This window comes from Pseudomonas sp. GW456-E7 (assembly GCF_059424105.1).
The window spans coordinates 51,779-72,925 of sequence record NZ_JBWKZB010000034.1 but is presented as its reverse complement, the minus strand read 5'-3'; the positions used below and the strand labels follow the sequence as shown (position 1 = coordinate 72,925).

Annotated in this window: 23 protein-coding genes and 1 pseudogene; 18 read left to right on the top strand and 6 right to left on the bottom strand. The window is 59.9% G+C overall.

Features of this window, described 5'->3' with window-relative positions; all coding sequences use genetic code 11:
• Positions 1 to 611, bottom strand: a 611-nt coding sequence (locus AC07YV_RS20775) for an aldehyde dehydrogenase family protein (RefSeq protein WP_146025382.1), incomplete at its 3' end; no start/stop codon positions are given.
• A gap of 402 nt (positions 612 to 1,013) precedes the next feature.
• Between AC07YV_RS20775 and AC07YV_RS20770 the strand changes: the two genes are divergently transcribed.
• From AC07YV_RS20770 to AC07YV_RS20755, 4 genes are all read left to right on the top strand, one after another.
• Positions 1,014 to 2,930, top strand: coding sequence for a sigma-54-dependent Fis family transcriptional regulator (locus AC07YV_RS20770; protein ID WP_102700921.1), 1,917 nt, complete (start codon positions 1,014 to 1,016; stop codon positions 2,928 to 2,930).
• Positions 2,931 to 3,116: 186 nt separating this feature from the next.
• Positions 3,117 to 4,466: a UDP-N-acetylmuramate:L-alanyl-gamma-D-glutamyl-meso-diaminopimelate ligase gene (gene mpl, locus AC07YV_RS20765; protein ID WP_102700922.1), complete on the top strand. Its 1,350-nt coding sequence runs from the start codon at positions 3,117 to 3,119 to the stop codon at positions 4,464 to 4,466.
• Complete coding sequence (gene ubiX, locus AC07YV_RS20760) at positions 4,463 to 5,095, top strand: flavin prenyltransferase UbiX (protein WP_015096988.1); 633 nt, start codon at positions 4,463 to 4,465, stop codon at positions 5,093 to 5,095. The genes mpl and ubiX overlap by 4 nt, the downstream gene beginning before the upstream one ends.
• Positions 5,088 to 5,372: a YceK/YidQ family lipoprotein gene (locus AC07YV_RS20755; protein ID WP_102700923.1), complete on the top strand. Its 285-nt coding sequence runs from the start codon at positions 5,088 to 5,090 to the stop codon at positions 5,370 to 5,372. Before ubiX ends, AC07YV_RS20755 begins: the two co-directional genes overlap by 8 nt.
• Before the next feature lie 146 nt (positions 5,373 to 5,518).
• Here AC07YV_RS20755 and AC07YV_RS20750 read toward each other — a convergent pair whose 3' ends face one another.
• The 3 genes from AC07YV_RS20750 to AC07YV_RS20740 all read right to left on the bottom strand — a co-directional run bounded on the left by AC07YV_RS20750 (position 5,519) and on the right by AC07YV_RS20740 (position 8,476).
• A complete protein-coding gene (locus tag AC07YV_RS20750) occupies positions 5,519 to 6,160 on the bottom strand; it encodes an oxidoreductase (protein WP_102700924.1) in 642 nt (213 codons plus the stop codon).
• Between the two features lie 27 nt (positions 6,161 to 6,187).
• Entirely contained in the window at positions 6,188 to 7,906 is a 1,719-nt protein-coding gene (locus tag AC07YV_RS20745; protein WP_102700925.1) for a C13 family peptidase, read from the bottom strand.
• Between the two features lie 114 nt (positions 7,907 to 8,020).
• Positions 8,021 to 8,476 carry a MaoC family dehydratase gene (locus AC07YV_RS20740; RefSeq protein ID WP_007979717.1) on the bottom strand — a complete coding sequence of 152 codons (456 nt, stop codon included), beginning with the start codon at positions 8,474 to 8,476 and terminating at the stop codon, positions 8,021 to 8,023.
• Between the two features lie 193 nt (positions 8,477 to 8,669).
• Between AC07YV_RS20740 and AC07YV_RS20735 the strand changes: the two genes are divergently transcribed.
• From AC07YV_RS20735 to AC07YV_RS20700, 8 genes and pseudogenes are all read left to right on the top strand, one after another.
• On the top strand, positions 8,670 to 9,032 hold the full coding sequence (locus tag AC07YV_RS20735; RefSeq protein WP_015096984.1) for a CidA/LrgA family protein: 363 nt from the start codon (positions 8,670 to 8,672) through the stop codon (positions 9,030 to 9,032).
• Entirely contained in the window at positions 9,029 to 9,745 is a 717-nt protein-coding gene (locus tag AC07YV_RS20730) for an LrgB family protein (protein WP_102700926.1), read from the top strand. The genes AC07YV_RS20735 and AC07YV_RS20730 overlap by 4 nt, the downstream gene beginning before the upstream one ends.
• Before the next feature lie 10 nt (positions 9,746 to 9,755).
• Entirely contained in the window at positions 9,756 to 10,346 is a 591-nt protein-coding gene (locus AC07YV_RS20725; RefSeq protein WP_007998442.1) for an LON peptidase substrate-binding domain-containing protein, read from the top strand.
• A 491-nt stretch (positions 10,347 to 10,837) separates the two neighbouring features.
• Positions 10,838 to 11,041: a cold-shock protein gene (locus AC07YV_RS20720; RefSeq protein ID WP_102700927.1), complete on the top strand. Its 204-nt coding sequence runs from the start codon at positions 10,838 to 10,840 to the stop codon at positions 11,039 to 11,041.
• Positions 11,042 to 11,120: 79 nt separating this feature from the next.
• Positions 11,121 to 11,330, top strand: a complete 210-nt coding sequence (locus AC07YV_RS20715; RefSeq protein WP_102700928.1) for a hypothetical protein — start codon at positions 11,121 to 11,123, stop codon at positions 11,328 to 11,330.
• Between the two features lie 130 nt (positions 11,331 to 11,460).
• A complete protein-coding gene (locus tag AC07YV_RS20710) occupies positions 11,461 to 11,664 on the top strand; it encodes a cold-shock protein (RefSeq protein ID WP_102700929.1) in 204 nt (67 codons plus the stop codon).
• A gap of 256 nt (positions 11,665 to 11,920) precedes the next feature.
• Positions 11,921 to 12,201 (top strand): annotated as a pseudogene (locus AC07YV_RS20705) (LON peptidase substrate-binding domain-containing protein); the annotation flags it as partial.
• 111 nt (positions 12,202 to 12,312) lie between these two features.
• Positions 12,313 to 12,564: a hypothetical protein gene (locus tag AC07YV_RS20700; RefSeq protein WP_102700930.1), complete on the top strand. Its 252-nt coding sequence runs from the start codon at positions 12,313 to 12,315 to the stop codon at positions 12,562 to 12,564.
• A 133-nt stretch (positions 12,565 to 12,697) separates the two neighbouring features.
• Here AC07YV_RS20700 and AC07YV_RS20695 read toward each other — a convergent pair whose 3' ends face one another.
• Both AC07YV_RS20695 and AC07YV_RS20690 read right to left on the bottom strand, forming a co-directional pair.
• On the bottom strand, positions 12,698 to 14,014 hold the full coding sequence (locus AC07YV_RS20695) for a bifunctional DedA family/phosphatase PAP2 family protein (RefSeq protein WP_102700931.1): 1,317 nt from the start codon (positions 14,012 to 14,014) through the stop codon (positions 12,698 to 12,700).
• Between the two features lie 194 nt (positions 14,015 to 14,208).
• Positions 14,209 to 14,907, bottom strand: a complete 699-nt coding sequence (locus AC07YV_RS20690) for a DNA-3-methyladenine glycosylase (RefSeq protein ID WP_102700960.1) — start codon at positions 14,905 to 14,907, stop codon at positions 14,209 to 14,211.
• Between the two features lie 189 nt (positions 14,908 to 15,096).
• On the opposite strand from AC07YV_RS20690, the gene AC07YV_RS20685 reads away from it, so the two are divergent.
• From AC07YV_RS20685 to rodA, 6 genes are all read left to right on the top strand, one after another.
• Positions 15,097 to 16,368 carry a glutamate-5-semialdehyde dehydrogenase gene (locus AC07YV_RS20685; RefSeq protein ID WP_102700932.1) on the top strand — a complete coding sequence of 424 codons (1,272 nt, stop codon included), beginning with the start codon at positions 15,097 to 15,099 and terminating at the stop codon, positions 16,366 to 16,368.
• A 1-nt stretch (position 16,369) separates the two neighbouring features.
• On the top strand, positions 16,370 to 17,059 hold the full coding sequence (gene nadD, locus AC07YV_RS20680; RefSeq protein WP_007975898.1) for a nicotinate-nucleotide adenylyltransferase: 690 nt from the start codon (positions 16,370 to 16,372) through the stop codon (positions 17,057 to 17,059).
• Between the two features lie 73 nt (positions 17,060 to 17,132).
• Entirely contained in the window at positions 17,133 to 17,627 is a 495-nt protein-coding gene (rsfS, locus tag AC07YV_RS20675) for a ribosome silencing factor (protein ID WP_007975896.1), read from the top strand.
• 9 nt (positions 17,628 to 17,636) lie between these two features.
• Positions 17,637 to 18,104: a 23S rRNA (pseudouridine(1915)-N(3))-methyltransferase RlmH gene (gene rlmH / locus AC07YV_RS20670; RefSeq protein ID WP_007937439.1), complete on the top strand. Its 468-nt coding sequence runs from the start codon at positions 17,637 to 17,639 to the stop codon at positions 18,102 to 18,104.
• Positions 18,105 to 18,116: 12 nt separating this feature from the next.
• Positions 18,117 to 20,012: a penicillin-binding protein 2 gene (gene mrdA, locus AC07YV_RS20665; protein ID WP_102700933.1), complete on the top strand. Its 1,896-nt coding sequence runs from the start codon at positions 18,117 to 18,119 to the stop codon at positions 20,010 to 20,012.
• 31 nt (positions 20,013 to 20,043) lie between these two features.
• Positions 20,044 to 21,147: a rod shape-determining protein RodA gene (gene rodA, locus AC07YV_RS20660; protein ID WP_102700961.1), complete on the top strand. Its 1,104-nt coding sequence runs from the start codon at positions 20,044 to 20,046 to the stop codon at positions 21,145 to 21,147.

The following is a 21,147-nucleotide window of genomic DNA, read 5'->3' as shown; positions in this document are numbered from 1 at the left end:
ATCAGTTCGACCAGCACGGTGATGCCCAGCGGGGTCTGCTCGGCGGGCTTGAGCACGATGCAGTTACCGGCAGCCAGAGCCGGGGCGAGTTTCCACGCGGCCATCAGGATCGGGAAGTTCCACGGGATGATCTGGCCGACCACGCCGAGGGGTTCATGGATGTGGTAGGCCACGGTGTTGCCGTCGATTTCGGCAGCGCTGCCTTCCTGGGCGCGGATGCAGCCGGCGAAGTAGCGGAAATGGTCGGCGGCCAGCGGGATGTCGGCGTTGAGGGTTTCACGTACGGCTTTGCCGTTGTCCCAGGATTCGGTAATTGCCAGCAGTTCCAGGTTCTGTTCGATGCGGTCGGCGATTTTCAGCAGCACCAGCGAGCGCGCCTGGGCGGACGTGGCGCCCCAGGCATCGGCGGCTGCGTGGGCAGCGTCCAGGGCCTTGTCGATGTCTTCGGCCGTGGAGCGGGGGAATTCGGCAATCGGTTGGCCATTCACTGGCGAGGTATTGGTGAAGTACTGACCTTTGACAGGCGCGACGAACTCGCCGCCGATGTAGTTACCGTATTTGGCTTTGAACGAAACGATAGCGCCTTCAGTACCGGGGTGAGCGTAACGCATGGTGGTCTCTCCTTGCTTTTGTGCTTATAGGGAGTCGCGCATGTGCGCTTGCTATAAGCGTAGAGCAAGGGGCGGGCCAGTGCGTTGCAGCTCAGGCAAATCAAGGCCTTGCGCATTTTTTGTCGGACGGATGGAGTGCACCTGTGACGCTTTCGGTACAGCTGGCGTGACACTTTGTACCGCTTCTGGCACAGCCTGTGACCGGGTGGTCTTGCCAGCATTGCAATGCGGCCCCGGCTGGAGGATGCTCGGGCAATCACAAGGACTGACGCTGCATCACCCCTGTAGGAGCTGCCGCAGGCTGCGATCTTTTGATCTTGAAAAAATCAAAGTCAAAAGATCGCAGCCTGCGGCAGCTCCTACAGGGAACGTGTACACCTTTCGGGGGGAGAACAATAAGAAATGCACGACAACCATTTGAGTCGCCATGCCCAGCAGGTTCTGACCGTCACTCAGGGCAAGGCCCACCTGCATGGCCCTGGCAGTGACCCGTCCATCGCCCGCTCGTGGCTGCGCTGCCTTGAGGACTATCACCTCGACCCGGCCCTGAGCATCGCACCGACGGTGCTGGAACACGGTCGTGTCCTCGAAAGCCGTGAACGCTTGCAGCAAGTGCTGCACATCGCTGGCAATGAAATGACCAGCCTGCACCAGCAACTTTCCGGTGCCGGCCATGCAGTGCTGCTGACCGACGCTCGCGGCGTGATCCTCAATTGCGTCACCGCGCCTGCCGAACGACAGATTTTCGAGCGTGCCGGGCTCTGGCTCGGTGCCGACTGGAGCGAGGCCTGCGAAGGCACAAACGGCATCGGCACCTGCCTGGTGGAACGTCAGTCGCTGACCATCCATCAGGACGAACACTTTCGCGGCCGCCACACTGGCCTGACCTGTTCGGCGAGCCCGGTCTTCGATCCCCATGGCGAATTGCTGGCGGTGCTCGACGTGTCGTCGGCGCGGCGCGACGTTTCGCGGCAAAGTCAGTTCCACACCATGGCGCTGGTCAATCTGTCGGCGAAGATGATCGAGAGCTGTTACTTCCTGCGCTGCTTCGACAATCAATGGTTGCTGCGTTTTCACTTGCAGGCCGAGTCCGTTGGTTTGTTCAGCGAAGGGCTGCTGGCGTTCGACGGAGAAGGACGCATCTGCGCGGTCAATCAGAGTGCGCTGAACCTGCTGGGGCACATTCGCGGCGGCTTGCTGGGTAAACCGGTGGAGGCGTTTTTCGATTGTTCGCTCGATGAGTTGCTGGGGCGGGCGAGTATCAATGCCGCAGCCAGTTGGCCATTGCGTACCCGTGATGGTCGCAAGTTGTTCGCGGTATTGCGCGGCGAGGCGCGGCGGTCGCTGCCGACTCCGATGGAGCCTGCTCCCAAGGCTGCACCGGCACCGCGCCTGTCGGGCATTTGCCTGGATGATGTGACCTTGCAGGCGGACTTTCGCAAGGCCTTGCGCGTGTACGAGCGCGACGTGCCGCTGCTGATCAACGGCGAAACCGGGTCCGGCAAGGAGGCCTTCGCCAAAGCGGTGCACCACGCCAGCCAGCGGGCGGAAAAAGCCTTCGTCGCCCTCAATTGCGCGGCCATTCCCGAGAGCCTGATCGAAAGCGAGCTGTTCGGTTACCGTGGCGGCAGCTTCACCGGCGCACGCAAGGAAGGCATGCGTGGCAAGTTGCAGCAGGCCGACGGCGGGACCTTGTTCCTCGATGAAATCGGTGACATGCCACTGGCCCTGCAGACGCGATTGCTCAGGGTGCTGGAGGACCGGCAGGTGGTGCCGATCGGTGGCGAGCCGGAAGCGGTAAACGTGCGGATCATCAGCGCCACCCACCGTAATTTGCTGGATCGCGTGCAGGACGGCAGCTTCCGCGAGGATTTGTATTATCGCCTCAACGGGCTGGAAGTCGCGCTGCCGGCTTTGCGTGATCGCAGTGATAAATCGCAGTTGCTCGATTTTTTACTGGCCGAAGAGGCGCACGGAGAAGCGGTGTTGATTGACGGGCCGGCACGCGAGGCTTTGTTGGGATTTGCCTGGCCGGGCAACGTACGCCAGCTGCGCAATGTACTACGTACGCTAGCGGCCCTGTGTGAGGACGGACGGATCGGTCTGGAAGATTTGCCGGCCATGATCCGTTCGGCCAGGCCGGCGGTGGCGCAGGCTATCGAAGAGCCATCGGAGCATCCGCTGGAGGATGCCGAGCGGCTGGCGTTACTCAGTGCACTGGAGCAGACACGCTGGCATATGACGCATACGGCGGAGCAGTTGGGGGTCAGTCGAAATACCCTCTACCGGAAGCTGCGTAAACACGGTATTGCCCGGTAAACCGTGTCGCGGTCTTTCGCGAGCAAGCCCGCTCCCACATTTGCCCGGAGGTGTTCACAGATTTGTGTTCACTATAAAGCCAATGTGGGAGCGGGATTGCTCCGGGCGGCGTCCTCAACTCTGAAACATCAGGTGCGATTTTCCCCTCCCTAAGCTAACCTGCGACCAAGTTTTACGAGGTCGACTATGCACATTCATATTCTTGGTATCTGCGGCACTTTCATGGGGTCAATGGCGGTTCTGGCCAAAGAACTGGGCCATCACGTGACGGGCTCCGATGCCAACGTCTATCCGCCAATGAGCACTCAGCTGCAAGCCCAGGGCATCGAGTTGACACAAGGCTATGACCCGGCGCAACTCGATCCGGCCCCCGATCTGGTGGTAATCGGCAACGCCATGTCCCGGGGCAACCCGGCGGTGGAGTACGTGCTGAACAAAGGCCTGCCGTACGTTTCCGGCCCGCAATGGCTGGCGGATCACGTGCTGCAAGGTCGTTGGGTGCTGGCCGTTGCCGGTACGCACGGCAAGACCACCACCAGCAGCATGCTGGCCTGGGTGCTGGAGCATGCAGGCATGGCCCCGGGCTTCCTGATCGGCGGCGTACCGCAAAACTTCTCGGTGTCGGCACGCCTGGGTGATACACCCTTCTTCGTCATCGAAGCCGACGAGTACGACAGTGCGTTCTTCGACAAGCGCTCCAAGTTCGTACATTACCGCCCGCGCACGGCAATCCTGAACAACCTTGAGTTCGATCACGCGGACATCTTCCCGGACCTGCCGGCCATCGAGCGGCAGTTCCATCACTTGGTGCGGACCATCCCGAGCGAAGGCCTGGTGATTCATCCGACCACTGAGCCGGCGTTGCAGCGCGTCATTGAAATGGGTTGCTGGACCCCGGTGCAAACTACCGGCGCCGGCGGTCAGTGGCAGGTCAAGTTGCTCAGTGAAGATGGCTCCAGGTTCGAAGTGATGTTCGAAGGCGTCACCCAGGGTGTGGTGGAGTGGGACATGACTGGCCAGCACAACGTCGCCAATGCATTGGCCACTTTGGCCGCCGCGCGCCACGTCGGTGTGGTGCCATCCATGGGCATTGCCGCATTGAGCGCGTTCAAAAGCGTGAAACGCCGGATGGAGAAAGTCGCGGAAGTCCGTGGCATCACCATCTATGACGACTTCGCTCACCACCCGACCGCCATCGCCACCACGCTGGACGGCCTGCGCAAGCGCATCGCCGATGCACCGTTGATCGCGATCATCGAGCCACGCTCCAACTCCATGAAACTTGGCGCACACCGTGACGGATTGCCGGAAAGCGTGGTCGATGCCGATCAGGTGATCTGGTACGCACCCGCCAACCTCGGCTGGGACCTGGCGGGCACCGCGGCACTGTGCACTGTGCCGTCGATTGTCAGCGACTCCCTTGAGGGCATCATCGATCGTGTGAAGAGCCAGGCCCAACCCGGGACTCACGTGGTCATCATGAGCAACGGCGGCTTCGGCGGCCTTCACGGCAAGTTGGCCGAGGCACTCAAATGAACAACGGCCCGGACCGCATCACCCTGGCGATGACCGGTGCTTCAGGCGCCCAGTACGGTTTACGCCTGCTCGACTGCCTGGTGCGGGAAGATCGTGAAGTGCACTTCCTGATTTCCAGGGCCGCGCAGTTGGTGATGGCGACCGAAACTGACGTCACGCTGCCGTCCAAACCGCAGATGATGCAGGCATTTCTCACCGAGTACACGGGGGCCGTCGCCGGGCAGATTCGGGTGTACGGCAGGGAAGACTGGATGTCGCCGGTAGCCTCGGGTTCCGGCGCGCCAGCGGCGATGGTGGTGGTGCCGTGCTCCACTGGCACCTTGTCGGCGATCGCTAGCGGCGCCTGCAACAACCTGATCGAGCGTGCTGCCGATGTGACGCTCAAAGAACGTCGCCAACTGATTCTTGTGCCTCGCGAGGCGCCGTATTCGAGCATTCACCTGGAGCACATGCTCAAGTTGTCGAACATGGGCGTGACAATCCTGCCGGCATCACCGGGCTTTTATCATCAGCCGCAAACCATCGACGACCTGATCGATTTCGTCGTGGCACGGATCCTTAACCTGCTGAATATTCCTCAGGACATGCTCCCGCGTTGGGGCGAGCATCATCTCACCAGCGATGAATAAGCTGTTGGTGATGGCGCTGGTGCTGCAATTGGCCGGGTGCGCCACGGTGCGCACCCTCGATGCGGCCAAACCGGGGGCGCCGGTGGTGTACGCCGGGACGCGGCTGGATTTGTATGCGATGAATGGCGGTTGTTGCGCAATGGACCGTTTCGGCGCGCAAGCGCCGAGCTATCCGGGCGTTGATCTGCCGGCCAGTGCGTTGCTCGACACACTGCTGTTGCCGCTGTCGTTGCTGACGGTGATCGGGGTGAGTTTTCAGGCAACGGGTGGGTTGTAAGGGTGTGGCGAGGGGGCTTGCCCCCGTTGGGCTGCGGAGCAACCCCAAAACCGGCCATCTCCATTTTTCTGATACACCGCGAGTTCCATATTTACGACTGCTGCGCAGTCGAACGGGGGCAAGCCCCCTCGCCACAGATCCGCGGATTACTTGCCGAGTTTGCGCAACTCATCCGACTCGACAATCCGCACGCCATCCTGCTCTTCGAGCGCAAGACGCCACATGGCGCGGGCCAGTTGGCAGGCTTCGATGCCGTGGTATTTACCGGGGATCAGGCGTGACAAGGGGCCGGCGACTTTCTCGGCCAGGCGCGGCTCAACGCGATCTCCCAGCAACAGCGAAGGGCGGCAAATAGTCAGCTGCGGCCAGTCCTGCGCGCGCAGTGCGTACTCCATTTCGCCTTTGACCCGGTTGTAGAAAATCGAGGATCGGCGATCGGCGCCCAGGGCACTGATCACGATCAGGTGCCGTGCGCCCATCTCCCGTGCCCGTTTGGCGAATGCCACCACCATGTCCAGGTCCACTGCGCGAAACGCCTCCTCCGAGCCGGCTTGCTTGATCGTGGTGCCCAGGCAGCAATAGGCTATATCGACCCGCCCGTTCAGTTGTGGCAGGAACGCCCTCGGGTCGCCGACCGGGTTTTCCAGGTGCGGGTGTTTGGCCAGTGGCCGGCGTGAAGGGGCCAAAACCCGGGTGATCGTTGGCTCGCTGAGCAAGCGATCGAGCAGATGTTCACCCGTCAAACCGGTGGCTCCGGCGAGCAGCACATGCTGAGGCGTCAAGTACATAGTGTTTCTCCCTTGATACTGTTCAGCTTAGTTGCTGTTTGCATCCTTGCTTTGCATGGATGCACTTTGCAGCGCTTTTCGTGCCTGTTGTTTGCGCAATAGTTGCCAGTGCGAGAGGACGGTTTTCGGTGCCCAGATCTGTGGTTCGGATGCTTCGAAGCCGTCCGCCAGTTCACGCTCGGCGACAGTGGCTTTGGCTCGTTTGAAGGCTTGTTCCAGATCATCGGTCTGGTTCAGGGCCTGGACGAACAGGGCATCGCCGAAGTAGGTGAAGTTGGCTTCCTCCGAGCACCCGAAGGAGACTCGGTCAGCCCGCGAGGCCGTCATGACCAGGGTCCGTTCATCCTTGAGAGCGGGGATAAAACCGCCGGAGTAGCAGGACGAAATCACGATGATCTTGTCGCGGTTTTTCAGCGGGGCGAGAACAGCGGCCAATTCGTCGGCTGGCAGATCGGCCAGTTCCATGCGCGGCTGGTCCAGTACCAGTTCGTGTTCGCTGGTGCCATGGCTGGTCAGGTAGATGAAAATCAGGTCTTCCGGACCGCTGCGTTCAGCCAGCGCCAGGGCCGCGCGACGCAGGTTCTCCCGGGTAGCCATCGGGCGGTCGGCGAGGTGGTCACGATGGTTCACCAGGCGGATCTGGCCGAAGGCGCCGAAACGGGTGGAGAGCATATTGGCGACGTAGTCGGATTCGCGCAGAAACACGCTTTGCTTGCCATCACCGCCCAGGGTCAACGAATACAGCTCCACCGCCGGGGTCGAGGGCGGAATGTTGGCCAGCGCTGCGTCGAGCAAGCGCCCCTGTGCCAACAGGCCGAGCTCGAGTGTGTCAGGCAGCAGTTTGCCCTCGGCGTCGCGCACGCGCTGGCCATTGATCCAGGTGCCGCTGAGTACGGTGCCATCGGTCAGCACCAGCGTGCCACGCCCCTGGTAGCTGTCGTTGTCGAACTGGCCGGTGTAAAAGCTGCCGTCGGCGAGGTTCAGCCGGCCCTGGCCGGAAAAGCGCCAGTCGTTGAACTGGCCGATGTAGTGGCTGCCGTCAGTGCCGATCAACTCGCCCTTGCCGTTCAGCGAACCTTCCTTGAACTGGCCCAGCCACACATCGCCGTCGGCGTTTTCGTAGCGGCCTTTGCCGTGCAGTTGATTGTTCTTGAAGCTGCCGACATAGATGTCGCCATCGGCGCTGTTGAACGTGCCGTTGCCTTCCAGTTGGCCGTCGACAAAGTGCCCGGTGAACTGATTGCCGTTGCCGTCACCGCGCTGGCCTTCGCCGTTGGGTTTGCCGTGGGCGAACTGGCCCTGATAGGAGCTGCCGTCTTCGAGTTCGAGGCGACCCAGGCCGGCGTATTGATCGGCCTTGAACTCACCGCGGTAGCTCATGCCGTTTTCTTTGAGCGTGCCTTCGCCGTCGCGGCGACCCGCCTTGAAGCCGCCGCTGTAGCTGTTGGCGTTGGTGGTCAGTGCACCCTGGCCGTCGAACAGTCCCTGATTGAACTGCCCGCGATAGACTTCGCCATTGCTGCCATGCCATTCGCCCTGGCCCTGCCACTGGCCTTTGTCGAATTCGCCGGCGTACCAGCTGCCGTTCGGGTAGTCGATGCGACCCTTGCCTTGCAGCAAGCCATTGACCAGGTCACCGCGATAGCGTCCGCCGTCCGGCAGGCGTGCGTCGGGGGGCAAAAGAGATTCGCCGTCGCCGCAAGCGGTGAGCATCAGGGTCAAGGCAAGGAGTGCAAGTGGGCGCATAGCGGATTCCGGGCAATTAGGCGAGGGAGTATGCCGCAGCCATGTGTCCTTATATAGGGCGAGGTACCGCAAGAGGGCGCGAAACAGCAGGAGCTGCTTCGCATCCCGGAAGGTTTACACGAAGCACAGGGACAGGGGTTCGGCGATATACGCCGGCTTGTCCGAACCTTCGATTTCCAGGGTGGTGGTGGCCTTGAGCAGCCATTGGCCGGGTTTCTTCTCGATGACTTCGGTCAGGTCGACCTTCAGCCGTACCCGCGAATTAACCTTGACCGGCTGGATGAAGCGCACGCTGTCGAGGCCGTAGTTGACCACCATCTTCAGGCCTTGTGGCATGACGAGGATGTCTTCCATCAACTTCGGAATCAGCGACAACGACAGAAAGCCGTGAGCGATAGTGCTGCCAAATGGCGTTTGCGCGGCCTTGACCGGGTCGACGTGGATGAACTGGAAATCCCCTGTGGCTTCGGCGAACAGGTTGATGCGGTCCTGATCGATGGTGAGCCATTCGGAACGTCCAAGTTCCTTGCCGACATAATCTTTGAGCTCTGCAACTGGAACATAGGGCATTGAGACTCTCCTTGGGTTCATCGGTTTTATAGTTTTGAGTTGGGGGGATTTGACCTCCCGGCTTACCACTTTAGATCAACATGGCTGAACGTCGCGGTCAACTGGCCATGCTTTTGGCGAATGCCGGTCTATAGCGTGAGCATGCTTATAATGCCAAGCCAATGCGGGTGACGGATTTTGCGGGAGATCTTTGATGTTGTTACGGGGCCTGACGTGGCTGGTGCTGTTCCAATTGCTCGGCACGGCGATCAATCATTTGTTTCTGCCTGTGCTGCCGGGGCCGATTGTGGGGTTGCTGCTGTTGCTGGTTTACCTCATCTGCCGCGGACAGGTCGGCGAGCCACTGAACCTGGCGGCCGGCAGCCTGCTGCGCTACCTGCCGCTGTTGCTGGTGCCGCCGGCCGTGGGCGTGATGGTGTATGCCGCTGACATCGCGGCGGACTTCTGGGCCATCGTCGGTGCGCTGGTGTTGTCGCTGTTGCTTTCGATGGCCTTCGCCGGGGTGCTGATGCAGCGCATGGTCAAGCGTCACGCGCACTCCGAGGACAACCAATGATCTTCGACTGGCACGGCGCCTGGGCCTCGGTGATTCACCATCCATTATTCGGCATCGGTATCACCCTCGGTGCCTATCAACTCGTCCTTGCAGCATTCGAGAAAACCCGCTGGATCTTTTTGCAGCCGGTGCTGGTCTCCATGTTGCTGGTGATCGGTGTGCTGGTGGGTTGCGGCTTGACTTACGCCGAGTACCGCAAAAGCACCGAGATCCTGAGCATCCTGCTCGGTCCGGCCACTGTCGCGCTGGCGGTGCCGCTTTATCTCAACCTGCGACGGATTCGGCAGTTGTTCTGGCCGATATTTACTACGCTGGTGATAGGCGGGGTGGTGGCCACGGGTATGGGCGTGTTGTTGGGGTGGTGGTTCGGTGCCGAGCACATGATCCTGATGACCATGGCACCGAAGTCGGTGACGTCGCCGATTGCGATGCTGGTGGCTGAACAGATCGGTGGGGTCGCGGCGCTGGCAGCGGTGTTCGTCCTGATTACCGGTGTGATCGGGGCGATTTTCGGCCCGGCCCTGTTGACTCGCCTCGGCGTGCAAAGTCCGGAAGCCAGGGGCATGGCACTGGGCATGACGGCCCACGCGGTCGGCACGTCGGTGGCGTTGCAGGAAAGTGAAGAGTGCGGCGCCTTCGCGGCGCTGGCAATGAGCCTGATGGGTGTGGCCACGGCGGTTTTCCTGCCGCTGGCGGTGTCGATGGTCGTGTAAGGAAATATCTATGAGTCTGCCGCTTTTTCCGTTGAACACAGTGCTGTTCCCAGGTTGCATCCTCGATTTGCAGATCTTCGAAGCGCGCTATCTGGACATGATCGGCCGCTGCATGAAGCAGGGTGGCGGGTTCGGCGTGGTGTGCATCCTCGATGGCGAAGAAGTCGGAATCGCCCCGGCCGGCTACGCGCTGGTGGGTTGTGAAGCGCTGATCACCGATTTCAAACAGCAGGACAACGGCCTGCTGGGGATTCGGGTCCAGGGCGGTCGGCGCTTTCACGTTTTGCGTACCGAAGTACAACGGGATCAGTTGACCGTCGCCGAGGTCGAGTGGCTGGAAGACGAGCCGGAGCAACCGCTGCAGGACGAGGACGCCGATCTGGTGGCGTTGCTCAAGGCTCTGGCGGAGCACCCGATGGTCGAAGCCTTGAACATGGGCACCGAAGCGACCGGGCAACAATCGCTGGCTAATCAGTTGGCCTACCTGTTGCCATTTGCGGAACTGGACAAGATCGACCTGCTGCAACTCGACGATCCACAGCAACGACTGGATGCAATTCAGGCATTGTTGGACGAGTTACAAGGGGAGTTGTTTGCTTAGTTGTAGAAAATAGTAATGTGTAAAGTAATTCATTTCATGTGGAGCACTTGTTTGCTCTGGCTTTTTGACGTTTCAGTCAGCGTTGTATGACAAATAATTACACACTTATAAAGTTTGAGTGTGATTAACGGTCAGTCGCAATTAGTAGCGGTTTTGGCTTCGTGCCTGCATTGCATTGCAGTGTCGTTTGAAATAGCTTCTGAGTTCTCACGTTTTGGTGGGGTAACTTAAGGTATTGAAGATGAATGCTATAGCAAGTTCGAGGGCTTGCACTCCGGTTTGCAAATCCTGAGTTGGACAAGGGGATGTCAGAGTCATTTCAGCGAATGTCGCGCTTGGTTGAATGCAAAGGCCTATAGAGTGTCATTCTGAATTTTGCATGAGTGCGCGCTCGCGCCAAGAGTGTGTGAGTAGTCGACTTATAAAAAAAGCTGCGCGCAATGGCGAGATTTTTTAACGATATTTGTATATTCAATAAGTGGAAGCGAGAAATGAAAACGGGAACAGTCAAGTGGTTCAATGATGAAAAGGGGTTTGGGTTTGTTACGCCTGATGATGGCAGTGCGGACCTTTTCGTTCACTTTAGCGCAATAAAGGCTGATGGTTTTAAAAGCCTTAAAGAGGGGCAGAAAGTATTTTTCAAGTCGATCCCAGGGCCTAAAGGAATGCAGGCAGAGGACGTGAATGTTGTTTAAACGCTCCGCTGGGCTATAACGAGCTGCTGGTAAGCACGAATGCAATTTTTTGTGGGGCTGGCTTACCCTTGGAGTAGATATGGAAAAAACAAATTCATCAGGGTCTCCTGATACAGAAAACTTCACTGAGGGGCTCGAGGAGCATGAGGTGTTTTTTTCCCTTGATCAGGCTGAGCTCGACAAGCTGAAAATCAAGCCCGGGCAATTGGTGAGCTACGAACTATGTCGGGGAGATAATGGAAGGTATTACGCCATCAACCTTGAAATCGTTGATGCCGAAGAAAGTTGACGGCGGCAATGTCCGATCGTTTGTGTCGCTGGAATGCTACGGGGTCATTGTGCTGGAAAAGTGTCCCGACGCGATACGATGGGTTGTTGTCTCTTGATCTATATATTATTAAGCAAGCGGAAGCACGAAAATGACAACAGGTACAGTCAAGTGGTTCAGTGATGAGAAGGGCTTCGGGTTTATCACGCCTGATGATGGAAGTTCCGACCTTTTTGTTCACTTCAAAGCAATAAAGGCTGACGGATTCAAAAGTCTCATAGCGGGGCAGAAAGTATCTTTCAAGGCCGTTCCAAGTGCCAAAGGAATGCAGGCAGAAGATGTGAATCTTTTGTAACGTTGCCTGGTTTTTTGCTGTCGGGGTATCGCCATCAATCTCCAATTGATTGATGGCGAAAAGCATTGAGCAGCAGCTACCCGGTATGAGTTGCAAGGGAAGATATCGTTTACAGGTGCAAAAATGTGGTCAGGAGCTGCCTGACCATGCCCTGGAATCGAGAGTCCCCAATGGATCAGAGAGCGAGGTTCATAGGCGACTGGCTGTCCGGCGCCTACTCCAAAAATGAGTTGGCGCGACACTACGTCGTTACCCGGCCTCTTTGCACTGGCTGGAAGACGAGCCGGAGCAGCCGCTGCAGGACGAGGACGCCGATCTGGTGGCGTTGCTCAGGCCCTGGCTGAACACCCGATGGTCGAAGCCTTGAACATGGGCACCGAAGCGACCGGGCAACAGTCACTGGCCAATCAGTTGGCGTACCTGCTGCCTTTTGCCGAACTGGACAAGATCGACCTGTTGCAACTTGATGATCCGCAACAACGAGTGGATGCGATTCAGGCGTTGCTGGATGAGTTGCAAGGTGAGTTGTTTGCTTAATTGTTTTGTTCTAATTTTAAAGGCTGGAGATCTTGTAGTGGATGGTTGTTTTATATAAGTTCTCCGTGTGCCCCGGATTTGGGGTTGTTAATAACAAGGAGAGTTTAAATTATGAACAATGATATTGAAGAGCTTGGGTTGGTTCATCCCTCGCAGGAGAAAGAATCTTATTTGATTCGGTTGCTTGTCTGGAATCAAGTGGCCGATGAGTTGCTTGAGGCCAATCCGGATGCCAGATATGTTGACGTCAAGGATAAGGTGGGAAAGGAGCTTGGTACTGTATTCCGACAATATTATGGGCGTCTGGATAAGTATCTTGAGGTGCGCGCTGAGGGCTTTATGAATGAGCTCCCACCTTTTTAGTTAAATATTTGTTGTTCCAGGTCGGTGGGTCGCTTCAAAGGTTAAAATCAAATGCCTGCTTGTAAAGTAATCCCGGTCAGTGCGGTCGGGATTGTTTTGGGGGGTAAGTTGGTGTGTCGCGTAAGTAACGCGCTTAATAAGCATATCTCAACATCGTATGCGGCAAATGCCGCAACACGAAGAACCCGAACAATGCCACCAAGGCTGGGAGCACCAGCCACCAGACCTTGGGCGGCAAGGCGTTGAGCGGTTCCTTGCGCTGGATCAGCCACAGGCTGGCCCCGCAGACACACGCCGCCAGCATTGCGCCGGCCAATACATCCGTCGGCCAATGCGCACCGAGGTAGACACGCGAAAGCGAAATCGCCAGTGCGGGCAGGCATCCCACCAGTAACCAGGTCAGGCGCATCCGGGGCGGTTGCCCGCGGCCGGCCAGAACGGCGAGTGTGAGGAACAGCGCGAAAGACCCTGAAGCATGGCCGCTGGGCATGCTGTAGCTGGTGAGCGGATCGCTCAAGACTTCGGGGCGCAAGCGCGCGAAAAAGTACTTGGTCGCGGTATTGGCCAGGGCCGTGAAGAGCAGTGTGCTGCCCGCGAAAATCGCGTGCCGCCATTGCCGCATCAGCAGCAGCAAACCGGTCAGCAGCGCACTGAATAGCAACATGTTGCGGAATTCGCCGATCAGCGTGAAGACCACCGCCACTTCATCCAGCAACGGTTTACGATGCTCCTGCACCAGCGTCATCACGCCTTGATCGAGTGCGGACAGGTGCGAATATCCGATAAACAGCCCCGCCAGAATCAGAAGACTCATCCCGGTAATGAACAGCGTCGCGCGGCGATGCCGGCGCAGGCTACTGGTCGCGCTCAAGCCGACCATCAGAGCAATGCTGCCGGCAACAACCCCGGCCTGGAGCCAGAAGCCTTCGGGCAACGGCAAGCGGATTGCCGCGCCCGTAGCCCAGCCAGGCATCAGATAAGCCACCGACCAACCCGCGCCGGCCAACAGGCTGACAGCGAAGAAGCGCGGGAAAGGCATGTCGCACATTCCGGCCACCATCGGCAGCATTGGCCGCAGGGGGCCGATAAAGCGCCCAACCAGCAGGCTGGCGATGCCGTAGCGCTGGAAATATGACTCGGCCCCGGCGATCCATTCCGGATGATGGCGCAAGCCCGGCAGGCGCCGGATGTTCTGATGGAAGTGCCGCCCCAGAAAATACGAAACGACGTCACCCAGCACCCCGGCGACGAAACCCAGCAAGAGCGTCTCACTGAGCGTCAGCGCGCCACTGCCTGCCAGTACCGCCACGGCGAACAGCAACACCGTGCCGGGAACGATCAGCCCGGCAATCGCCAGGCATTCCACAAAGGCTACGATGAATACCGCTGCTGCCAGCCATTGTGGGTTGACCGCCAACCATCCGGTCACGCTATCGAGCCATGGGCCCATAAAAACCACTCCATTGAATTCAATTGGCCCTTGGTGGGCAAACGCAAATTTTCGTAACGGCGCCGAACCCTGTGGGAGCGGGCTTGCCCGCGAAGGGGCCCTTTCAGTCGATATTTGTGTCGCCTGACACGCCGCCTTCGCGGGCAAGCCCGCTCCCACAGGGGATTTCTGTTTGCATCAAGTCTGAGTCAATTTCAGGACAGCACAAAATAATCGCGACCTTCGACTTGCCCCCGACGCAGCGGGTTGCGCGTGCAGTAAGCCGCGTAGGTTCCGTCGACGAAGCGGTACATCAGGTGTTCATCGCGTCCGTGGGGGATGCCCAGGCGCGTTGTCTGGATGATGTGGGCGGGCGTCTGGCCGACATGCTCCACCAGCAGCACTTCATGGTCGAAGCGTTTGGCGTCCCACGCCGGCACTTTCAGGCCCAGCGCCTTGCAGAGCAGGGTTTGCCCGGCGCAGAGCTTTTGCGACGGGCGAGGGTGACCCTGGGCATCGGGATTGTTCAATAGCATCTGCGCCAGGCTGGCCGGCCCGCTCAGTTCATCGACCCACGGATAGGCGGACTTGATCAGCACGGCGTTGCCGGGCCCTTGGGCGCTGAAATTAAGGGAGTCGCCGCCCCGGGCGTAATACATATAGATGTGGCCGCCATCCAGAAACAAAGCCTTACGCTTTTCTGTGTAGCCAAGGGACGCGTGGCTGCCTTTTTCCGCGCAGTAATAGGCTTCGGTCTCGATGATCCGGGCGCTGAGCCACAGGTCGCCGACTCGATGGCGAATGACTTTGCCCAGTAAGTCCCGGGCCAGAATTTGCGCGTCACGGTCGAAAAACGCGTCCGGGAGGCCCGCGGGCAGGCTCATGGCGGACGCTCGAACAGTCAGATTGGACATGATGGCCGGCATTTGTCAGGGCTGAATGAGTCGTGATGATAACAATTTGCAGCTTAATCCCGGCTGAACGTCGGCAAATACACCTCCATTTCGACCATCCGCCCGTCACCGCTGTTAGTCCCGGGACGCGACAGCTATAATCTGCCGCTTTACTCTTTACCAAGACCTTATCAAAGACAACGCCAGACCATGACTGAGTCCGTTCTTGACTACATGACCCGCTTGGGTCGCGCTGCCCGCGAAGCTTCCCGCGTGATCGGCCGTGCCAGCACCGCGCAGAAAAACCGCGCCCTGCAGGCCGCCGCCAATGCGCTGGACGCTGCCCGCGCCGAGCTGACGGCGGCCAATGAACTGGATCTGGCCGCCGGTCGCGCCAATGGTCTGGAGCCGGCCCTCCTTGAACGTCTGGCACTGACCCCGGCGCGTATCGACGGCATGATCGTCGGCCTGCGCCAGGTGGCGGCCCTGCCGGACCCGGTCGGCGCGATCCGCGACATGAGTTTCCGTCCGTCCGGTATTCAGGTCGGCAAGATGCGCGTGCCACTGGGCGTGATCGGAATCATCTACGAGTCGCGGCCGAACGTGACCATCGATGCCGCCAGCCTGTGCCTGAAGTCCGGCAACGCGACCATCCTGCGTGGCGGTTCCGAGGCCATTCATTCCAATCGGGCCATCGCCGCCTGCATCCAGCGTGGCCTGGCCGAGGCCGATCTGCCCGCCGCCGTGGTGCAAGTGGTCGAAACCACGGACCGTGCTGCCGTTGGCGCGCTGATCACCATGCCTGAATACGTCGATGTCATCGTGCCGCGCGGCGGTCGTGGCCTGATCGAACGTGTCAGCCGTGACGCCCGCGTCCCGGTGATCAAGCATCTGGACGGCATTTGCCACGTCTACGTGAGTGAACATGCCGACCTGGCCAAGGCCCAGCGCATCGCGTTCAACGCCAAGACTTACCGTTACGGCATCTGCGGTGCCATGGAAACGCTGCTGGTGGATCAAACCGTCGCCAAGGATTTCCTGCCCGCGATGGCCGCCCAGTTCCGCGAAAAAGGCGTCGAGCTGCGCGGTTGCGAGCGTACCCGGGCGATCATCGATGCCGTGCCGGCCACCGAGGAAGACTGGAGCACCGAGTACCTGGCGCCGATTCTGTCGATCCGCGTGGTTGACGGCCTGGAGCAGGCCATCGAGCACATCAACCGTTACGGCTCCCACCACACCGATTCGATTGTCAGCGAACACCAGGGCGACACCCGGCGTTTCGTGGCTGAAGTCGACTCGTCGTCGGTGATGATCAACACCCCGACATGCTTCGCCGATGGCTTCGAATACGGATTGGGTGCCGAGATCGGCATTTCTACTGATAAGCTGCACGCCCGTGGCCCGGTGGGCCTCGAAGGACTGACCTGCGAGAAGTACATCGTGGTCGGCGACGGGCAGCTGCGCGGACAGGAGCCGGTCTGACTTGGGCGACTTCGACCCGTCAGCCCCGGTCACCGTCAGCGAGCCAGCGCCTCGCCGCATTGGCGTGCTGGGCGGAACGTTCGATCCGGTGCACATCGGCCATTTGCGCGGTGCGCTGGAAGTCGCCGAAACCCTGGCGCTCGATGAGCTGCGCCTGACACCCAGTGCCAGGCCGCCCCATCGGGACAAGCCGCAGGTGTCGGCAAAAGACCGACTGGCAATGGTCGAGTGCGCGGTGGCCGGTGTGGCACCGTTGGTGGTGGACGCCCGCGAATTGCAGCGGGACAAACCGTCCTACACCATTGATACCCTGGAACTGATGCGCGCCGAACTGGCCGTATCCGACCAGGTTTTTCTGCTTTTGGGCTGGGACGCTTTTTGCGGCCTGCCCACTTGGCACCGCTGGGAAGAGTTGCTCCAGCATTGCCATATCCTGGTGTTGCAACGCCCGGATGCCGACAGCGAACCGCCGGATGCCTTGCGCAACCTGCTGGCAGCGCGCTCGGTGAGCGACCCGCTGGCCCTCAAAGGGCCGAGCGGACAGATTGCATTCGTCTGGCAGACACCGCTCGCGGTATCCGCCACCCAGATCCGTCAACTGCTGGCCAGCGGTAAGTCGGTACGTTTCCTGGTGCCCGACGCGGTCCTGGCCTACATCGATGCGCACGGGCTCTACCGTGCGTCGAACTGAATAGGAGTGCCTCAAGGCACGTGGCAACAACGTGTATTGAAGCGCCCGAACAAATGAGCAAAACGAGTTTTATATGACGAGCAACAACGAAAGCAAAGTAAAACGCAAAGGCACATTCAAGAGCGCCCCGCTGCCGGAAAAGGTCCTCGCCGCCGAGCCGCCGAAGGGCGATGAGCTGGTCAAGATCGCCGTAGCCGCCCTGGAAGACGTCAAGGCCCAGGACGTACTGGTGATTGATGTTCGCGACAAGCAGAGCATCACTGACTACATGATCATCGCCACCGGTACCTCCAACCGCCAGATCGGCGCGATGCTGGACAAGGTCCGCGAGGCCGTCAAAGCCCTGGGCATCAAGCCGCTGGGTGAAGAAGGCAAGGGCGACAGCGACTGGGTGCTGTTGGACATGGACGACGTGATCGTCCACATGATGACTTCCAACGCCCGTCAGTTCTACGACCTGGAGCGCCTGTGGAAAGGTGCCGAACAGAGCCGTGCGGCCGATGGCAAGCACCACAGCCCTGAAGTTGGTCACGAGCACTTCAACAAGCTCAACAAAGACCAGGAATAAGGGACCGCTGTGCGACTGCGACTGATCGCCGTCGGTTCACGCATGCCCAAATGGGTGGAAGAAGGCTGGCATGAATATGCCAAGCGTCTTCCGTCCGAGCTGGCGCTGGAACTGGTGGAAATACCGCTCAATACCCGTGGCAAGAATGCCGACGTGGCCCGCTTCATCCGTCAGGAAGGCGAAGCCATGCTGGCCAAGGTCGGGCCGAACGAGCGCGTTGTCACCCTCGAAGTCCACGGCAAGCCCTGGAGCACCGAGCAGCTGGCGGTCGAGCTCGATCGCTGGCGGTTGGACTCGCGCACCGTCAACTTCATGGTCGGCGGCCCCGAAGGGCTGGCACCGGAAGTCTGTGCCCGGGCTGACCAGCGCTGGTCGTTGTCGCCGCTGACCTTGCCGCACCCGCTGGTGCGGATTCTGATCGGCGAACAGTTGTACCGTGCCTGGACCGTGCTGTCCGGTCACCCTTACCACAAGTAGTTCTGCCCTCTCATGACCCAGCCGATCCGCATCAAGGACCACGAAAAAGACGCCCGTCTGGTGCGTGGCCGCGTCGTGTTCGGGGCCATTGCAGTGGTGGCGCTGATTGGCGTGCTGATTGCGCGCCTGTATTTCCTGCAGGTAATCCAGTACGAGTATCACTCGACCCTGTCGGAAAACAACCGCGTCCATGTGCAGCCGATTCCGCCGACCCGTGGCTTGATTTTCGACCGCAATGGCGTGGTGATCGCCGATAACCGGCCCAGCTTCAGCCTGAGCATGACCCGCGAGCGGTCCGGCGACTGGCAGCAGGTGCTCGACGTGATCGTCGAAGTGCTGGAACTGACGCCAGAGGATCGGGTGATCTTCGAGAAGCGCATGCGTCAGGGGCGCCGGCCGTTCGAGCCGGTACCGATCCTGTTTGAGCTGACCGAAGAGCAGATCGCCCGGATTGCCGTGAACCAGTTCCGCCTGCCGGGCGTGGAAGTGGTCGCGCAACTGGTTCGTCACTACCCGCAGGGCGCGCACTTTGCGCACTCGGTGGGCTACATGGGGCGGATCAACGAGAAAGAACTCAAGTCGCTGGACCCGGTCAACTACAGCGGCACCCACCACATCGGCAAAACCGGCATTGAGCGCTTCTACGAGCCCGAGCTGCACGGCCAGGTGGGTTACGAGGAAGTCGAGACCAACGCCCGGGGCCGTGTACTGCGCGTGCTCAAGCGTACCGATCCGATTCCCGGCAAGGACATCGTCCTGAGCCTGGACATCAAATTGCAGGAGGCCGCCGAAGCTGCGCTCGGTGGTCGTCGTGGGGCGGTGGTCGCGCTGGACCCGAAAACCGGCGAAGTGCTGGCGATGGTCAGTCAGCCGAGTTTCGACCCGAACCTGTTCGTCACCGGCATCAGCTTCAAGGCCTATTCCGAGCTGCGCGACTCCATCGACCGGCCGCTGTTCAACCGAGTGCTGCGTGGCCTGTACCCGCCGGGCTCGACCATCAAGCCCGCGGTGGCGATTGCCGGTCTGGATGCCGGCGTGGTGACGGCATCGACCCGAGTGTTCGACCCCGGTTACTACATGCTGCCCAACTACGATCACAAATACCGTAACTGGAACCGCACCGGCGACGGCTTTGTCGACCTCGACACAGCGATCATGCGTTCCAACGACACCTACTTCTATGACCTGGCGCACAAGCTGGGGATCGATCGGCTGTCGGCGTACATGACCAAGTTCGGCATTGGCCAGAAAGTCTCCCTGGACATGTTCGAAGAGTCGCCGGGGCTGATGCCGTCCCGCGAATGGAAGCGTGCGACCCGTCGCCAGGCATGGTTCCCGGGCGAGACGCTGATTCTGGGGATCGGCCAGGGCTATATGCAGTCGACTCCGTTGCAGTTGGCCCAGGCCACCGCGCTGGTGGCCAACAAAGGCATCTGGAATCGTCCACACCTGGCCAAGACCATCGAGGGTGTGAAGCCGGTGGATGAGAATCCGATGCCGGACATCATCCTGCGCGACCCGTCGGACTGGACCAAGGTCAACCACGGCATGCAGCAGGTTATGCATGGTGCCCGTGGTACGGCGCGCAAAGCCTCGATCGGTGCGCAATACCGAATCGCCGGCAAGTCGGGTACGGCCCAGGTGGTCGCGATCAAACAGGGTGAGAAGTATGACCGTTCCAAGGTTCAGGAGCGCCATCGCGACCACGCCTTGTTCGTCGGCTTCGCGCCGGCCGACGATCCGAAAATCGTGGTGTCGGTGATGGTCGAGAACGGCGAGTCCGGTTCCGGTGTCGCTGCGCCAGTGGTGCGTCAAGTCATGGATGCCTGGCTCCTGGACCAGGACGGTCGGTTGAAGCCCGAATACGCCAGCCCTATCAGTGCAGAGGCTACCGCCCGTGATGAATAACTTCGATCGCATGCTCTCCAGTGAGGATGTGATGCGTCGCCGTGCGACGCTGCTGCAACGCCTGCACATCGACGGCCCGCTGCTGATCCTGCTGCTGACCCTCGCCGCCGGCAGCCTGTTCGTGCTGTATTCGGCCAGTGGCAAGAGCTGGGATCTACTGGGCAAGCAGGCGACTTCGTTCGGCATCGGCCTGGTGTCGATGATCGTCATCGCCCAGTTCGAGCCGCGCTTCATGGCGCGCTGGGTGCCGCTGGGCTACGTGGTTGGGGTGATGCTGTTGCTGGTGGTGGACATCATGGGCCACAACGCCATGGGCGCCACCCGCTGGATCAACATTCCCGGGGTGATCCGCTTCCAGCCCTCGGAGTTCATGAAGATCCTGATGCCAGCGACTATCGCCTGGTATTTGTCCAAACGCACCTTGCCGCCCCAGCTCAAGCATGTGGGCGTCAGCCTGATGCTGATCGGCGTGCCGTTCATTCTGATCGTGCGGCAACCGGACCTTGGCACTTCGCTGCTGATCCTGGCCGGCGGCGCTTTCGTGCTGTTCATGGGGGGCTTGCGCTGGCGCTGGATCCTCAGCGTGCTGGCTGCCGCCGTTCCCGTGGCGGTTGCCATGTGGTTCTTCATCATGCACGACTACCAGAAGCAGCGAATCCTGACATTCCTCGACCCGGAGAGCGATCCGCTCGGCACGGGCTGGAACATCATCCAGTCCAAGGCCGCCATCGGCTCCGGTGGTGTGTTCGGCAAAGGGTGGTTGCTGGGCACCCAGTCGCACCTGGACTTCCTGCCGGAAAGCCATACCGACTTCATCATTGCCGTGCTGGGTGAAGAGTTCGGCCTGGTAGGGATCTGTGCGCTGCTGCTGATCTACCTGCTGTTGATCGGCCGCGGCCTGGTGATTACCGCCCAGGCGCAGACATTGTTCGGCAAGTTGCTCGCGGGCAGCCTGACCATGACGTTTTTTGTTTATGTTTTCGTCAACATCGGTATGGTCAGTGGCCTGTTGCCGGTGGTGGGGGTGCCGTTGCCGTTCATTAGCTACGGAGGAACTTCGCTGGTGACGCTGCTGTCAGCGTTTGGGGTTTTGATGTCGATCCATACCCATCGCAAGTGGATCGCGCAGGTTTGA

Bases quoted from the DNA above. Each gene is read 5' to 3' on its own strand.
- AC07YV_RS20770 (WP_102700921.1), top strand. From the start codon at position 1,014: ATGCACGACAACCATTTGAGTCGCCATGCCCAGCAGGTTCTGACCGTC.
- mpl (WP_102700922.1), top strand. From the start codon at position 3,117: ATGCACATTCATATTCTTGGTATCTGCGGCACTTTCATGGGGTCAATG.
- ubiX (WP_015096988.1), top strand. From the start codon at position 4,463: ATGAACAACGGCCCGGACCGCATCACCCTGGCGATGACCGGTGCTTCA.
- AC07YV_RS20755 (WP_102700923.1), top strand. From the start codon at position 5,088: ATGAATAAGCTGTTGGTGATGGCGCTGGTGCTGCAATTGGCCGGGTGC.
- AC07YV_RS20750 (WP_102700924.1), bottom strand. From the start codon at position 6,160: ATGTACTTGACGCCTCAGCATGTGCTGCTCGCCGGAGCCACCGGTTTG.
- AC07YV_RS20745 (WP_102700925.1), bottom strand. From the start codon at position 7,906: ATGCGCCCACTTGCACTCCTTGCCTTGACCCTGATGCTCACCGCTTGC.
- AC07YV_RS20740 (WP_007979717.1), bottom strand. From the start codon at position 8,476: ATGCCCTATGTTCCAGTTGCAGAGCTCAAAGATTATGTCGGCAAGGAA.
- AC07YV_RS20735 (WP_015096984.1), top strand. From the start codon at position 8,670: ATGTTGTTACGGGGCCTGACGTGGCTGGTGCTGTTCCAATTGCTCGGC.
- AC07YV_RS20730 (WP_102700926.1), top strand. From the start codon at position 9,029: ATGATCTTCGACTGGCACGGCGCCTGGGCCTCGGTGATTCACCATCCA.
- AC07YV_RS20725 (WP_007998442.1), top strand. From the start codon at position 9,756: ATGAGTCTGCCGCTTTTTCCGTTGAACACAGTGCTGTTCCCAGGTTGC.
- AC07YV_RS20720 (WP_102700927.1), top strand. From the start codon at position 10,838: ATGAAAACGGGAACAGTCAAGTGGTTCAATGATGAAAAGGGGTTTGGG.
- AC07YV_RS20715 (WP_102700928.1), top strand. From the start codon at position 11,121: ATGGAAAAAACAAATTCATCAGGGTCTCCTGATACAGAAAACTTCACT.
- AC07YV_RS20710 (WP_102700929.1), top strand. From the start codon at position 11,461: ATGACAACAGGTACAGTCAAGTGGTTCAGTGATGAGAAGGGCTTCGGG.
- AC07YV_RS20700 (WP_102700930.1), top strand. From the start codon at position 12,313: ATGAACAATGATATTGAAGAGCTTGGGTTGGTTCATCCCTCGCAGGAG.
- AC07YV_RS20695 (WP_102700931.1), bottom strand. From the start codon at position 14,014: ATGGGCCCATGGCTCGATAGCGTGACCGGATGGTTGGCGGTCAACCCA.
- AC07YV_RS20690 (WP_102700960.1), bottom strand. From the start codon at position 14,907: ATGTCCAATCTGACTGTTCGAGCGTCCGCCATGAGCCTGCCCGCGGGC.
- AC07YV_RS20685 (WP_102700932.1), top strand. From the start codon at position 15,097: ATGACTGAGTCCGTTCTTGACTACATGACCCGCTTGGGTCGCGCTGCC.
- rsfS (WP_007975896.1), top strand. From the start codon at position 17,133: ATGACGAGCAACAACGAAAGCAAAGTAAAACGCAAAGGCACATTCAAG.
- mrdA (WP_102700933.1), top strand. From the start codon at position 18,117: ATGACCCAGCCGATCCGCATCAAGGACCACGAAAAAGACGCCCGTCTG.
- rodA (WP_102700961.1), top strand. From the start codon at position 20,044: ATGCGTCGCCGTGCGACGCTGCTGCAACGCCTGCACATCGACGGCCCG.